Origin of the sequence: Cellulomonas humilata (assembly GCF_030814415.1) — a bacterium.
Classification (GTDB): Bacteria; Actinomycetota; Actinomycetes; order Actinomycetales; family Cellulomonadaceae; genus Cellulomonas; species Cellulomonas humilata_A.
On sequence record NZ_JAUSVB010000006.1, the window covers coordinates 103019 to 116479 of the forward strand.

At 73.3% G+C, this 13461-nt stretch carries 19 protein-coding genes; 7 read left to right on the plus strand and 12 right to left on the minus strand.

The genetic code is table 11. The annotated features are described in order from the left end of the window. Positions 1-33 precede the first annotated feature (33 nt). Both J2X26_RS19040 and J2X26_RS19045 read left to right on the plus strand, forming a co-directional pair. Entirely contained in the window at positions 34-618 is a 585-nt protein-coding gene (locus tag J2X26_RS19040; RefSeq protein ID WP_307494281.1) for a TetR/AcrR family transcriptional regulator, read from the plus strand. 21 nt (positions 619-639) lie between these two features. Next, on the plus strand, positions 640-1509 hold the full coding sequence (locus tag J2X26_RS19045; RefSeq protein ID WP_307494283.1) for an alpha/beta fold hydrolase: 870 nt from the start codon (positions 640-642) through the stop codon (positions 1507-1509). Here J2X26_RS19045 and J2X26_RS19050 read toward each other — a convergent pair. The 8 genes from J2X26_RS19050 to J2X26_RS19085 all read right to left on the minus strand — a co-directional run bounded on the left by J2X26_RS19050 (position 1506) and on the right by J2X26_RS19085 (position 7773). Next, a complete protein-coding gene (locus tag J2X26_RS19050; RefSeq protein ID WP_307494284.1) occupies positions 1506-1862 on the minus strand; it encodes a hypothetical protein in 357 nt (118 codons plus the stop codon). The genes J2X26_RS19045 and J2X26_RS19050 overlap by 4 nt on opposite strands. Before the next feature lie 605 nt (positions 1863-2467). Then, entirely contained in the window at positions 2468-2647 is a 180-nt protein-coding gene (locus J2X26_RS19055) for a hypothetical protein (RefSeq protein WP_307494285.1), read from the minus strand. Positions 2648-2668: 21 nt separating this feature from the next. Continuing rightward, positions 2669-3919, minus strand: coding sequence for an APC family permease (locus J2X26_RS19060; protein WP_307494286.1), 1251 nt, complete (start codon positions 3917-3919; stop codon positions 2669-2671). Beyond that, complete coding sequence (locus J2X26_RS19065; protein ID WP_307494287.1) at positions 3916-4329, minus strand: arsenate reductase ArsC; 414 nt, start codon at positions 4327-4329, stop codon at positions 3916-3918. Before J2X26_RS19065 ends, J2X26_RS19060 begins: the two co-directional genes overlap by 4 nt. Then, a complete protein-coding gene (locus tag J2X26_RS19070) occupies positions 4326-5234 on the minus strand; it encodes a metalloregulator ArsR/SmtB family transcription factor (protein WP_307494561.1) in 909 nt (302 codons plus the stop codon). The genes J2X26_RS19065 and J2X26_RS19070 overlap by 4 nt, the downstream gene beginning before the upstream one ends. Before the next feature lie 46 nt (positions 5235-5280). Further along, a complete protein-coding gene (locus J2X26_RS19075) occupies positions 5281-6525 on the minus strand; it encodes an MFS transporter (RefSeq protein ID WP_307494288.1) in 1245 nt (414 codons plus the stop codon). A gap of 34 nt (positions 6526-6559) precedes the next feature. Then, a complete protein-coding gene (locus J2X26_RS19080) occupies positions 6560-6979 on the minus strand; it encodes a type II toxin-antitoxin system PemK/MazF family toxin (protein WP_307494289.1) in 420 nt (139 codons plus the stop codon). A gap of 17 nt (positions 6980-6996) precedes the next feature. After that, positions 6997-7773, minus strand: a complete 777-nt coding sequence (locus tag J2X26_RS19085; protein ID WP_307494290.1) for an SDR family oxidoreductase — start codon at positions 7771-7773, stop codon at positions 6997-6999. 128 nt (positions 7774-7901) lie between these two features. Between J2X26_RS19085 and J2X26_RS19090 the strand changes: the two genes are divergently transcribed. Continuing rightward, positions 7902-8465 (plus strand): hypothetical protein, encoded by a 564-nt coding sequence (locus J2X26_RS19090; RefSeq protein ID WP_307494292.1) that lies wholly within the window; start codon positions 7902-7904, stop codon positions 8463-8465. Positions 8466-8481: 16 nt separating this feature from the next. Here J2X26_RS19090 and J2X26_RS19095 read toward each other — a convergent pair whose 3' ends face one another. Genes J2X26_RS19095 through J2X26_RS19105 form a run of 3 tightly spaced genes read right to left on the minus strand, consistent with a single transcriptional unit; the run spans position 8482 to position 10056 of the window. Next, the gene (locus tag J2X26_RS19095; RefSeq protein ID WP_307494293.1) at positions 8482-9036 is read right to left on the minus strand and encodes a GNAT family N-acetyltransferase; all 555 of its coding nucleotides are present in this window, start codon (positions 9034-9036) and stop codon (positions 8482-8484) included. Between the two features lie 24 nt (positions 9037-9060). Then, positions 9061-9639, minus strand: coding sequence for a mycothiol transferase (locus J2X26_RS19100; RefSeq protein ID WP_307494294.1), 579 nt, complete (start codon positions 9637-9639; stop codon positions 9061-9063). Between the two features lie 9 nt (positions 9640-9648). Next, positions 9649-10056 (minus strand): type II toxin-antitoxin system VapC family toxin, encoded by a 408-nt coding sequence (locus J2X26_RS19105; protein WP_307494296.1) that lies wholly within the window; start codon positions 10054-10056, stop codon positions 9649-9651. A 45-nt stretch (positions 10057-10101) separates the two neighbouring features. Here J2X26_RS19105 and J2X26_RS19110 point away from each other — a divergent pair, with 45 nt between their 5' ends. Both J2X26_RS19110 and J2X26_RS19115 read left to right on the plus strand, forming a co-directional pair. Continuing rightward, positions 10102-10530, plus strand: a complete 429-nt coding sequence (locus J2X26_RS19110) for a nitroreductase/quinone reductase family protein (RefSeq protein ID WP_307494297.1) — start codon at positions 10102-10104, stop codon at positions 10528-10530. Between the two features lie 29 nt (positions 10531-10559). Next, positions 10560-11666, plus strand: a complete 1107-nt coding sequence (locus tag J2X26_RS19115) for an AAA family ATPase (protein WP_307494298.1) — start codon at positions 10560-10562, stop codon at positions 11664-11666. Positions 11667-11679: 13 nt separating this feature from the next. Here the strand turns inward: J2X26_RS19115 and J2X26_RS19120 are convergent, their stop codons facing one another. After that, a complete protein-coding gene (locus J2X26_RS19120; protein WP_307494300.1) occupies positions 11680-12126 on the minus strand; it encodes a GNAT family N-acetyltransferase in 447 nt (148 codons plus the stop codon). Between the two features lie 38 nt (positions 12127-12164). On the opposite strand from J2X26_RS19120, the gene J2X26_RS19125 reads away from it, so the two are divergent. Continuing rightward, positions 12165-12803 (plus strand): class I SAM-dependent methyltransferase, encoded by a 639-nt coding sequence (locus J2X26_RS19125; RefSeq protein ID WP_307494302.1) that lies wholly within the window; start codon positions 12165-12167, stop codon positions 12801-12803. A 49-nt stretch (positions 12804-12852) separates the two neighbouring features. Continuing rightward, a complete protein-coding gene (locus tag J2X26_RS19130; protein WP_307494303.1) occupies positions 12853-13404 on the plus strand; it encodes a TetR/AcrR family transcriptional regulator in 552 nt (183 codons plus the stop codon). The last annotated feature ends 57 nt before the right edge of the window (positions 13405-13461 follow it).

Genomic DNA, 13461 nt, shown 5'->3' on the forward strand with positions numbered 1-13461 from the left:
GCACGATCGTACTGTTCGTGATAGTCATGTCCCATGAGCAAAGGTGACGCCACCCGTCAGGCGGTGATCGACCAGGCGGTCGAGATCGCCGGGCGCCTCGGCGTCGCCGGTCTGACCATCGGCACCCTGGCCAGCGCGAGCGGCCTGTCGAAGAGCGGTCTCTACGCGCACTTCCGCTCCAAGGAGGCGCTCCAGCTCGCGGTGCTGGGCAGCGCGCGCGAGCACTTCGTCGACCAGGTCTTCCGGCCGGCGCTCGCGGCCCCGCGCGGGGAGCCGCGCGTCCGCACCCTGTTCGAGCGGTGGCTGCTCACGTCGTCGTCGGGCTCGTCCGGCTGCCTGTTCGTCTCGGCGGCCACGGAGTTCGACGACCAGCCCGGACCGGTCCGGGACCTGGTGGTCAAGGACCACTGGGACCTGCTCGACTCCCTCGCGCAGGTGTACCGCTCCGGGGCCAAGGACGGGGCGTTCCGCGACGACCTGGCGCCCGAGCAGTTCGCGCACGACCTGCACGGCCTGATGCTCGCGCACTTCCACGCGTGCAGGCTGCTGCACGACCCGGCCGCCGAGGCCCACACCCGCTACACCTTCGAGCGGCTCCTGCAGTCGCTCCTGCGCTGACCCCATCCGGAGGAACCTGTCATGACCGCAGCATCGACCGAAAAAAGCACGACCGTTCGTACGCAACTGCCGCCGGTCCCGCCGCTGGTCCGCTCCGCTGTCGGCGCGCTGGACCGCGTCGCTCCGGAGCTGGTCGCCCGCGGGGCGCTCCGCCTGTGGTGCACGCCCGCGCGGCCCAAGGATCGCGCGGCGATCCCCGGGGGTACCGCCTTCCGCACCGGCACGATCGCCGGGCAGATCTGGGGCGACGGGCCGACCGTCTACCTGGTGCACGGCTGGGGCGGCCACCGCGGGCAGCTGCGCGCGCTCGTCGAGCCCCTCGTCGACGCCGGCCTGCGGGTCGTCGCGTACGACGCGCCCGCGCACGGCGACTCCGGACCGGGCGCGCTCGGTGGTCGGCGGACGACGCTGCCGGAGATGTCGACCGCGCTCGACACCGTGATCGCCGCGCACGGCCCCGCCCGCGCCGTCGTCGGTCACTCGATGGGTGCTGCCGCGAGCGCGCTCGCCGTGCTCGACGGCACCCCGACGGAACGCCTCGTCATGGTCACCCCGCTCGCGGACCCGACCACCTACATCGAGGGCTTCGCGCACACCCTCGGCTTCAGCGAGCGGACCCGGCACCGGTTCGAGATCCGCATGCAGGTCCTCGCGGACCGCCGCCTGGCGGACCTCGACATCCCGCTGCGCGCGGCCAACACGCGACGGATGCTGCCGGCCACGCTGGTGCTGAGCGACCGGGACGACAAGGAGGCCGACCACGCCGACGGCGCCCGCATCGCCCGCGCCTGGCCGGGGGCGGAGCTGGTGCTCAGCGACGGGCTGGGGCACCGGCGGATCCTGCGCGACGAGGAGACGATCAAGCGGGTCGTCGCGCACGTGACGGGCTAGAACTCGTCGATCGTGCTCTCGGCGACCCGGAGGAACGTGTCGACGTCGACGGGCTCGAGGCTGTCCAGGACGGCGGCCGCGTCGGCGTCGTCGAGCGTGTACGACTCCACGCGCCACTCGACCTCGCCGATCCGGACGAAGACGTACCCGCTGTAGTGCCGCGTGACCTCCCCGTGCACCCCCTGGCCAACCATCGTGCACGCCGGGTCGTCGCCGAAGGGGGTGCAGTCGGTCGGTTCCGTGGCGACCGTGACGGAGTAGTTGTCCTCGTCCGGCGTGTTCGCACCGCGCCGCCACTGCATGCCGAGCGGCAGGTCGGACCCGGGGTAGGGCACGTCCGTGTCGAGGTACACCCACCCACCCGCCGGGCAGTGGGCTGTCGAGCGAGCGGCCGTCGGTCAACGGGAGCGCATCCTCGAACCGCTCGAGCTCTGCCCGCCGGTCCTGGTCGCGACCCCACTGCGTGGCCCCGCCGTCGACGAACCCGAGCGCCACCGCCGCGACGGCGACGACCACGGCCCACCTCCAGCGTGCGTGGCCCGTCACCGCGAGGGGCAGCAGCACGGTCAGGCCGGCCAGGCACAGCTTGGTGCCCGGTCCGCCCCACGCGAGGGGGCCCGTCGTCATGACCAGCGCCGCGAGCGGGCCGACGACGGCGGCGAGTGCCGGCCGCCACCGCTGCCCGCGCGGCAGCGCCCGCCCGAAGGTGACCGCCGCCGTGACGACGAGTGCGACGACACCCAGCGCGATCGCGGCCCCAAGACCCACCATGACGACCCCGAGCCCGGACCACCCCTCCGCTCGTTGTGCGAGCACGGAGGTGGGAACGGCGATCACGAGGAACACGGCGGTGGGCACGACGAGGGTGAGCACGGACGCGCGCAGCACGTCCCGACGGGTCCCGACAGGCATCGGCGGACGATAGCAGCGCCGCGTCACCCGGCGGGCGCAGTGCCGCCTAGCTGTCGCAGGAGCAGACGAGGTTGCGTTCCAGCACCTGGTCGCCCAGCTCCGGCTGCGCCCACGCCTCGGCGGCGGCGCGGTCCGCGAACGACCGCGGCGCGAGCCGACCGTTGGCCATCATCACGACGGCCTCGAGCTGCTCGCGCGGGTCGGTCCAGGTGGTCTCGTCGGTCATCGGCTTCCCTTCTCACGCCTCTCAACCACGGCCGGCCGTCACTTGTTTCTCACCCCGGTTGCGGCGGACCGCCCACGTGAGCGCGCCGGCGAGCGCGACGGCCAGGCCGCCGAGGATGGAGGGGAGCGGCAGCGTCACCGCCAGGACCGCGCAGCCGACCAGCCCCAGCACCGCGACCCACCGCGGCGGCCGGCCCTCGTGGGGTGCGAGCCGCAGCGCGGACGCGTTCGTCAGGGCGTAGTAGGTGAGCACCCCGAACGACGAGAACCCGATGGCTCCGCGCACGTCGAGCGTCGCGACGAGCACGATCACGACGGCCGCGACTGCCAGCTCCGCCCGGTACGGCACCCCGTGCCGCGCGTCGACGGCAGCGAGGAACGGGGGCAGCTCCCGCTCCCGCGCCATCGCCAAGGTCGTGCGTGACACCCCGAGCACGAGCGCGAGCAGGGCGCCGAGCGACGCGAACGCCGCGCCGACCTGCACGACCGGGCTCAGGGCTGCGAAGGACCCGGCCTCGACCACCGCACGCAACGGAGCGGCGGTCGCGGCGAGCCCGTCGGCGCCGACGGCGAGCAGGGCGCTCACGCCCACGACGAGATACACGACGAGGACCAGGCCGAGCGCCAGCGGGATCGCGCGCGGGAGGGTGCGGCGCGGGTCGACCACCTCCTCGCCCAGCGTCGCGATCCGGGCGTACCCCGCGAACGCGAAGAAGAGCAGGCCGGCGGACTGCAGCACGCCGCCGGGTTCGACTCCGGTCAGGTTCGCGGTCGATGCCGTGCCGCCCGCCAGCGCCGCGACGACGACCACGGCGAGCGTCGCGAGAGTGAGCACGACGATCACAAGGCTGACCCGGGCCGACCGCTGGACGCCGCGGTAGCTCAGCGCGGTGACGGCGACGACCGCGAGGATCCCGACGAGCCGCGTGTGCCCGGGTGCCGCGTAGGAGGCGAACGTGAGCGCCATCGCGGCGCAGCTCGCGGTCTTGCCGACGACGAACGACCAGCCAGCCTGGAACCCCCAGAACGGTCCGAGCCGTCGGTGCGCGTAGACGTAGGTGCCGCCCGACTGCGGGTACAGCGCCGCGAGCCGCGCCGACGACGTCGCGTTGCAGAACGCCACCACGGCAGCGATCAGGAGCCCGACCAGCAGGCCGGCGCCCGCCGCCTCCGCCGCAGGCGAGAACACGGAGAACACCCCGGCGCCGAGCATGGCGCCGAGCCCGACGACGACCGCGTCCGTGACGCCGAGGCGACGGACCAGGGCGGTCACAGACTCACGGGGGTCACGCCCAGCTCGTCGAGGAGGGTGACGATCCGGCCACGGATCTCGTCGCGGATCGGGCGCACCGAGTCGATGCCTTGGCCCGCCGGGTCCTCGAGCACCCAGTCCTCGTAGCGCTTGCCCGGGAAGTACGGGCAGGCGTCGCCACATCCCATGGTCACCACCACGTCGGAGGCCTGCACGGCCTCGGTGGTGAGCACCTTCGGCTGCTCGGCGCGGATGTCGACGCCGACCTCGGCCATGGCGTCGACGGCGACCGGGTTGACCTGGTCGGCCGGCATCGAACCCGCCGACCGGACCTCGACGGCGCCGCCGGACAGCGCGGTGAGGAACCCCGCGGCCATCTGGGAGCGGCCGGCGTTGTGGACGCAGACGAACAGGACGCTGGGCTTGGTCATGACACTCCAATGGTGGGCAGCAGGTTCCGGACACGGGTGTCGATGTCGGCGCGGATCGCCGCGACGCCCTCCGGGGACGCGAGCGCGGGGTCGCCGACCGCCCAGTCCTCGTAGCGGGTGCCGGGGTAGACCGGGCAGACGTCGCCGCAGCCCATCGTCACGACGACGTCAGCGGCGCGGACGGCGTCGTCGGTGAGCGGCTTGGGGAACCCGTCCGCGTCGAGCGCGTCGAGCTCCGGCCGGACGTGGGTGTGAATCGTGGGGGCCGGCGCCGACCCGGCCGACCGGGCCAGGACCGCGTCCCCCGCGTAACGCTGGAGCAGGGCGGCCGCGAGCTGCGAGCGGCCGGCGTTGGCGACGCAGACGAACAGGACCCGCGGGACGGCGGTCCCGCCCTCGATCCGGACCAGGTCGTCGAGGCGCTGGCGTGCGAACCGCTCGGTCAGGTTGACCAGCCGGGCGCCGAGGCCCGACGTGCGGGCGAGCGCCGTCGCGGAGTCGCGGACGACGTCCCGGACGCGGGCCGCGTCGATCGTCGGGTACCGCGGTGCGAGGTCGGCCGCGATGCGGTCGAGGTCGCCGTCGAGGTCGGGGATCGCCTCGGACGGGCGCGCGTCGACGGTGGCGAACGCCCCCAGCACTGCGCGGACCGCCTCCTGGTGCTCGGGCGCGAGCCGGTACCAGACCCACGTCCCGCGGCGCTCGGACGTGACGATCCCGGCGTCCCGGAGCACCTTGAGGTGGTGCGACACGGTCGGCTGCGACACGGCCGTCAGCTCGCTGATGTCGAGCACGCACGCCTCGCCGGAGGGGCTGGCGCTGATCAGCGACAGGGCACGCAGCCGCAGCGGGTCGGCGAGAGCGCGCAGGGCGCGGGCTACGTCCTCGGAGGCGGGTGCGCCCATGGCTGTCGTCGTCACGCCGCTATATTGAACATCTTCTATACAGACGTCAAGCGTCGGCCGGCGCATCCAGCTCGTCTGTGTGCGCCACGTGCCGCAGCTGGTGCCAGATGAGCACGACGAAGATCGCCGACCCGACGAATGCGAACCAGAACGGCGCCGTCACGCCGTAGCGCTGCGCGAGCAGCCCGCCGATCGCGGCACCGATCACCAGCCCGCCGAACACCCCCACCAGGTTCACGCTCCCGACCCGCCCCTGAAGCTGCGTCGGCACCGCCCGCTGCCGGATCGTCACGGACGTCGTCCCCCACACGAACGCGTGCGCGCCGAACACGAAGAACACGCACAGCGCGAACCACGCGGTCGTCGTCAGCGCGAGGGCCAGGTGCGTCAGGGTCTCGATGATCAGGCCGATCCGCATGAGGTTCGCCAGGCTGACGCGACGGGTGATCCAGCCGTAGGACACGGTCCCGACCAGCCCACCGAGGGCCATCACCGTCGTGATGAACCCGAACCCGATCGCCCCCAGCCCCAGCTGCTCCCGCGCGTACAGGACCAGCACCGACCAGGCGGCCCCGAACGTCACGTTGAAGATGAGGATGGTCAGCACCAGCGTCCGCACCGCCGCGTGGTGCCGCACCCAGCGGACGCCCTCGGCGATGTCGTGCCGGATGTGCGTCGTGTGCTCCCCGGTCCGGTGCGGCGGCAGCGCGATGCGCGAGATCAGCACCGCGCCCGCACCCACGAGCACCGCCTCGGCGGCGAACGGCAACGCCTGCCCGACGGCGAACAGGAACGCCCCCAGCGGCGGGCCGACGAGCTGGTTGACCGTGACGAACCCGGCCATGATCCGGCTGTTCGCCAGCGCCAGGTCGTCGCGCTGCACGAGCATCGGCACCAGCGTGCTCGACGCGTTGTCGGCGAACGTCTCCGCGGTGCCCAGCAGGAACATGGCCACCAGCACGAGCCAGATGGTGGCGACGTCGAGCACCACAGCGGTCGCGAGCAGCAGCAGGACCAGCGTGCGCAACGAGTCGACGACGATGATCAGCCGCCGCCGGTCCAGCCGGTCCGTCACCGCCCCGGCCCACAGCCCGAACAGCAGCGGCGGCAGCCACTGGAGCAGCGCCGCTAGCGCGACGAGGAACGCGTCGTCCGTCCGCGACGCCACCAGCAGCGGACCCGCAGCCAGCACGATCCCGTCGCCGAGGTTCGAGCTCCACGACGAGGCCAGCAGCCACCGGAACCCGGTGCCCAGCCGGGGCGGGACGACGGTGTCGACGATCCGGCTCACGAGGACGGGACGGTACTGCGTCGGACGGTGCGGATCACACTCGATTGTCTGCCGCGTCGCGGTACCAGGCGACGAACGCCTCGCCCGGCTGCCCGGTGCGTCGACGGAACGCGGAGCGCGGCAGGCTCGTCGGCCGCAGGTTCAGCCAGCTGGCCTTCGGCAGCCCGGGGATGCCCTGCGGCACCCGCACGTGGTCGCGGCGGCCGTTCTTGTCCTGCGACGTGAACCGCGCCACGTCGCACGTGCGCCCGCCGGCCGACAGCACCAGCACCGGCCGGTCCTTGCTCCCGGAGCCGTCCTCGAACGGCACCTCGGCGAACCACACCTCCCCGGTCTGCGGGCGCCCGGCGCGCGGCCGGCGCCTCCTGAGGAGCCGGAGCAGGAGGAGGAGCGCGGCAACCACGCCGACGGTGATCCCGGGGTGGTCGGCGGGCAGCTGGGCGAGCTCGGTCACCCGCGGAGCGTAGATGCTCAGAGCGACGAGAAGCCGCCGTCCGACGCGATCGTCTGGCCGGTCACCCAGTCGGCCTCGTCGCTGAGCAGCCAGCCGATCAGCCGGGCCGTGTCCGCCGGCGTGCTCCACCGGCCGCCGGGGCTGTGGGCGCTCAGGGCAGCGCGCGTGGCGTCGTCGGCGTAGCCGGTGTCGTTCGGGCCGGGGTTCACGCAGTTGACCGTGATGCCGCGAGGCATCAGGTGCACCGCGAGGCTCGCGGTCAGCTCGTGCAGGGCAGCCTTCGACGCGATGTAGGGGAGCTCGTCGGGCATCGCGCCGCGGTACTGGCCGGACGTGAAGACGACGACGCGGCCACCCGGTGCGTCGTCGTACCGCGCCGCGAACGCCTGCACGAGCAGCAGGGTGGCGCGGGTGTTCACCGCGTAGGACAGGTCGATCTCCGCGGCGGTCAGCTGTTCCAGGTTCTGCCCGGAGCTGCGCGCGTGGTTGGCGACGACGGCGTCGAGCCGGCCGAACGCGACGTGCGCGGCGTCGACGAGCGCGTGCGGCGCTGCCGGGTCGGCGAGGTCCATCGACACGTGCTCGACGGTCCCGCCGGCCGCGCGCAGCTCCTCGACCAGGGCGTCGACCCCGCCCTCGTCGGCACCCCACTGCTGCTCGGCGTCGTGTGGCGACCAGGAGTGCAGCAGCAGCGTTGCGCCGTCGGCGACCAGGCGGCGGGCGACACCGGCGCCGATCGCGATCCGGCGGCTGGCGCCGGTGACCAGGACGACGCGTCCGTCGAGTGCGGGCATGGGTGACCTCCAGTGGTTCGAGCGGCGTCACTCTCTCAGGAGGCGGGCGCGTCTGCCATGAGGAATTGTCGGAACGCGTCCGGCGACGCCCGCGTTGGACGGGAGAGCGAGCACGAGAGGTGAGACGCATGGGATTCCTCGACCGGTTCCTGGGTCGTGACGAGCAGCCGACCGACCAGCGGACCCAGCCGTACGGCAGCCGGCCGCCGACCTCCGACGAGGCCGCGATCGACCGTTACCGCTACCTGCTGCGCACCGCGCCGCCCGACGCGATCGAGCAGGCGCACGCCGAGGCGTTCGCGCAGCTGACACCCGAGCAGCGCCGGGAGGTCCTCGACGGGCTCTCGCAGGACGTGCCCGAGGCAGAGCGGGCGCAGTCCGACGACCCGCGCGCCCTGGCGCGGATGGCGACGAGGGCGGAGATGCGCGCGCCCGGGACCCTCGAGAACCGCTTCGGCGGCGGTGGGGGCATCGGCATGGGCGGCATGATCGCCGGCAGCCTGCTGGCCAGCGTCGCCGGAGCGTTCGTCGGGACCGCGATCGCGGACAGCTTCTTCGACCTGTCCGACGGCGGCGGCGCGGACGCGTCGGCTGACGGCGGCGGGGACGTCGCGGCCGACTCCGGCGGAGACGCAGGCTTCGACGGAGGGTTCGGCGGCGACTTCGGGGGTGACTTCGGCGGCGACTTCTGAGCGAGCCGACCTGCGATCACTCGCCCGGCGGGGCGTACGCGTCGACGACGGGGATCAGCTCGATCGAGGGCCTCGGGTCCGTGGACAGCCGGGCGTGCGTCTCGACGTCGTACCGGTCGCTGCCGTAGCGCAGCTTGGCCCGCTCGATCCCCTCGGCGGCGAACCCCGCGGCCGTGGCGACGCGGCACGACGCCGGGTTGTTGACCCGGTGCCCGAGCTCGAGCCGGAACAGGCCGAGGGTGTCGAACGCGTGGACGGCGATCGTGGCCAGCGCGCGGGAGGCCAGCTTGTGCCGGCGCCGGCTGGCGGTCACCCAGTACGACGCCCAGGCGGAGTCGTTCCGGCGCTCGATGTGGCTCAGGGCGACGTGACCGACCGCGACGCCGTCGACGCGGATCGCGAACGCGACCGTGCCCTCGTCGTCGGTGAGGTACTGCTCGATGTAGCCCCGGGCGGCCGTCGGTGACTCGACCCCCTCGCCCAGCTGGACCCCGAGCTCGGGGCTCTCCCCGACGGCGGCGGCGAGGGCGTCGGCGTCGGAGATCGACCACGGGCTGAGGGTGACGTTCACGTGAGGGATGGTGGCACGAGCCCGTCAGGCGGTCGGGCCGAAGCGGCCCTGCACCGCACGCCAGCCGTCCGGCGGGTCCTCGCCGACGCGGCCGTCGACCGCCTCGCGGAGCAGGTCGGCGTGCCCGGTGTGCCGCCCGTACTCCTCGACCAGGTCGAACAGGATCCGGCGCAGGTTCGCGTGGGTGCCGTCGAGGGCGGCCAGGTCGACCCGCTGGTCGAGCCCGCCGTGCGTCAGGGCCGCCCCGAGGCGGTCGCGGGACCTGCGCACGGCGTCGTCCCAGTACGCGTAGAGCTGCTCAGGGGAGTCGTCGGCGGCGGTGCTGAACAGCCAGTCGTTGCCGCCGCGCCACTCGGTGGACTCCCACGGCTCACCGATCCGGCCACCGGTCAGCTTGACCGTGAACTGGATGTCCTCCACCGCGGCGAGGTGCTTCAGGAGACCTCCGAGGGTCAGGTCCGACGACGCGATCCGCGTGTTGAGCCCAGCTGCGTCGAGGTCGTCGGCCTTCCAGCGGAAGGTGGTGCGCAGCCGCTCGAGGGCGCCGACCAGGTGCTCCAGCTCGGTGCCCGCCATCGGGGGCTCCCACCAGAAGTCGTCCATGTGTGCACCCTAGGACCGGGGGTCGAGGAGAGCGTCGAACGGTGCCGTCGCCACGACGCCCTGCACGGCGCGCGCCAGGTCGTCGTCGAGCGTCACCAGGTAGTCCGCCTGCAGCCGGGTGAGCGCGACGTACTCGGCGGCGTAGGTGGACTCCCAGCCGAGCTCGTCGGCGATCGTCCAGGCGACCTTGCGCAGGACGCCGTCGCCGAGCAGCCGGATCTTCAACCGGTTCAGCCGCGCCAGCCGCTCGCGCGCTTCGGCTGCGGTCAACGAGCCCTGGTGCACGGCCTCGTGCATCGCGGACAAGGCCTGGGACCGCAGGAGAGTCGGCGCGAGGAGCTCGTGGACGTCGGGCAGGGGGGAGCCGGTCGCGGCGAACCGCAGGGCGGCACCCGCGTCGACGACGAACTTGGTCATCGCGGCATCGTCGCACCGGGGTCCGACACGTGTTCTCATCGAGGCATGACCAGCACCGTCGTGATGAGAACGCTCAGCTGGCTCCACCGCGCGGGCATGAAGGTGAGCGGGGGCCGGTTCGGGGCGACGCTGGTCGGTCTGCCGTCGCTGGAGCTGGTGACCGTCGGGCGGCGGTCGGGCAAGCCGCGGTCGTCGATGCTCACGGCGCCGCTCACGCTCGGGGACACGCTCGTCGTCGTCGCGTCCGCCGGGGGCAACGACGGGCACCCGTCCTGGTTCCTCAACCTGCGCGACCACCCGCAGGTGCGGGTGTCGTTGGGTGGTGGGCCGATGGTCGACATGGTCGCCCGCGTGGCGACGGCCGACGAGCGCGAGGAGCTCTGGCCGCGGATCGTCGAGGCGCTGGCCAACTACGGGGAGTATCAGACGCGGACGACGCGCGTGATCCCCGTCGTGCTGCTGGAGCCGGTATGAGCGTCGGCGGCCGCAGCTAGGGTCGCGCCATGATCCGGACGTTGGCCGTCGAGGGGTACCGCAGCCTGCGCTCGCTGGCGCTCGACCTCGGCAACCTCACGGTCGTCACGGGCGCCAACGGGAGCGGCAAGACGAGCGTCTACCGCGCGCTGCGCCTGCTCGCCGACGTGGCCCGCGACGGTGCAGTGTCGTCGCTCGCGCGCGAGGGCGGGATGCGCTCCGCGATGCACGCCGGCCGGCGGTCGACCGGACCGGCAGCGATCCGTCTGGGGGTCGCGACGGAGGACCTCTCCTACGCGATCGACCTCGGCCTCCCGCAGCTGGGGCCCTTCAACCTCGACCCGGAGATCAAGTCCGAGGTCGTCTGGGCCGGACCGGTGCTGCGGCCGTCGACGGTCCTCACCGAGCGCACGGGGTCGCGCGTCCGCACGCGCGACGATGACGGCGCCTGGACGACCGTGCCGCTCACGGTGAACGCGCACGAGTCGGTGATGGCGCTGCTCGCCGACCCGGCCGCCACCCCCGACCTGTTCGCGCTGCGGGAGCAGGCCCGTCGCTGGCGGTTCTACGACCACCTGCGCACCGACGCCGACAGCCCGGTCCGTCGCCCCGGCGTCGCGACGTACACCCCGGTCCTGTCCGCGGCCGGCGACGACCTCGCGGCGGCGCTGATGACGATCGAGCTCATGGGCGACGCGGACGCGCTGCAGGCGTCGGTCGACGCCGCGTTCCCCGGTTCGCGCGTCGTGATCACGGAGGACGACGACGGCGCCTGCCGGGTCGCCATGACGCAGCCGGGTCTGAAGCGACCGCTCTCGGCGGCCGAGCTGTCCGACGGCACGCTCACGTTCCTGCTCCTCGTCGCCGCGGCGCACGCCACCCGCCCGCCCGACCTGCTGGTGCTCAACGAGCCCGAGTCGAGCCTGCACCCGAGCCTGATGCCGGCCGTCGGCGCCCTGATCGCGTCCGCGGCCGAGCGGTCGCAGGTGCTCGTCGTGACCCATGCCGGGGACCTGGTCCGCGCCCTGCGCACCGCCGACGCCACGACCATCGAGCTCACCAAGGGCGGCGGCGCGACGTCCGTGGAGGGTGCGGGGATGTTCGACGGCCCGGCGTGGACGTGGCCGAAGCGCTGAGCGCCGGGCGCGGTCACGGCACGCTGCGCACCGGAGGGCGGGCGACGTAGGCGGTCTTCGCGTCGCCGGACAGGCCGCAGGACCGGTAGAACGCGTGGGTCGCGGGGCTGCGTGAACCGGTCAGGAGCATGACCTTGTAGCAGCCGGCCGCCCACGCCGCCGCCAGCGTGCCCGCCATCGCCTCCTTGCCGAGCCCGCGACCTCGCAGTCGCTCGTCGACCACGACGTTCTCGACGACCGCGTACGGCGAGGCCTGTCGGGTGAGGTTCGGGATGACGTTGAGGTACGTCGTCGCGACGACGGCACCGTCGACCTCCAGAACGAAGAGGTGCAGGCCGGGGGAGGCGAGGATCTGCTGGAGCACCGGGGCGACGTCGTCAGCGATCGGCTCGGCGGGGTGCAGCTGGCGGTACAGCCGCAGGAGGTCGGGAAGGTCGTCGGCACGTGCCTCGCGGAACATGCCCGCACCGTATCCGGGGTGTCCCGGACAGCGGACCGGTGGCAGCCTGGAGCGCCATGGGCGTGACGCGGGCGGAGTACTGGGACGAGCAAGCGGCGAGCTACGACCGGACCACCGGGTTCCTGGAGCCGCGCCTGTTCGCGCCGGCCCGGCGCTGGATCGCCGAGCGGGTGTCGGGTAGCACGCTGGAGGTCGGCGTCGGCACCGGCGCCAACCTCCCGTACCTCGCGGACCGCGCCACCGACCTGACGCTCGCCGACGTCAGCCCGGCGATGCTCCGGGCAGCCGCCGCGCGGGCGAAGCAGGTCGGCGTGCCGGTCCGGCTCGTCGAGGCCGACACCGCGCACCTGGACCTGCCGGACCACTCCTTCGACACCGTGGTCTCCACGTTCGCGATGTGCTGCGTGGCCGACGAGCTCGCGGTCCTGCGCGAGCTGGCTCGCGTGCTGCGACCGGGCGGCCGGCTGCTGATGGCGGACCACGTCGAGTCGTCGGCCCGGCTCGGCCGCGGGGTGCAGCGGGTGCTGGACCGCGTGACGCCCGAGCGCGCGGGGGAGCACCACCGCCGACGCCCCCTGCTGCTGCTGGAGACCGCCGGACTGGTCCTCCTCGAGTCGACGGCGTCGCGCTGGCGCCTGGTCGAGCAGCTCTCCGCGACGACCACGCCGGCGTCGTGAGTGCAGCTGGGGGTTGTCGGACGATGTGAGTGACTGTACAGTCACTCACATGTCCTCCCTCTCCACCGCCGAGCTGCGGATCCCCGTCGTCACCGCGAGCGCGGTGCGCGAGTTCGCCCGCGGCGGCTATCACGGCACGACGGTCGCGGACGTCGCCCGGGCGGCCCGCATCTCGCCCGCATACGTGTTCAAGCTGTTCCCCAGCAAGGAGCGCCTCTTCGTCGCCGCGCTCGAGGACTGCTTCCAGCAGATCGTCGAGAGCCTCACCATCGGCGCCGACGAGTCGGGAGCGACCGACCCCGACGCCGTCCTCGACGCGATGGGAGGGGCCTACGCCCAGCTCATCAGCGACCGGTCGCTGCTCATGCTCCAGGTCCACGCCCAGTCGGTCGCTGACATCCCGGAGGTCGGGCAGGCACTGCGGACCGGGCTGGCCTCGGTGGTCCGGCTGGCCAAGACCCGGTCCGGCGCGAGCGACGCCTCGGTCCAGCGGTTCATCGCCTTCGGGCAGCTGTGCCACCTGATCGTCACGACCGGCATCGACGACGTCCCCGAGGAGTGGGCGTCCATCGTCTCCGCCGGCATCCGCCACCCGCTCTGACCGCACCCGCCCCGCTTCCGCCTTGCGCACCCAGCAGGTGAGTGACTAATCACGCTC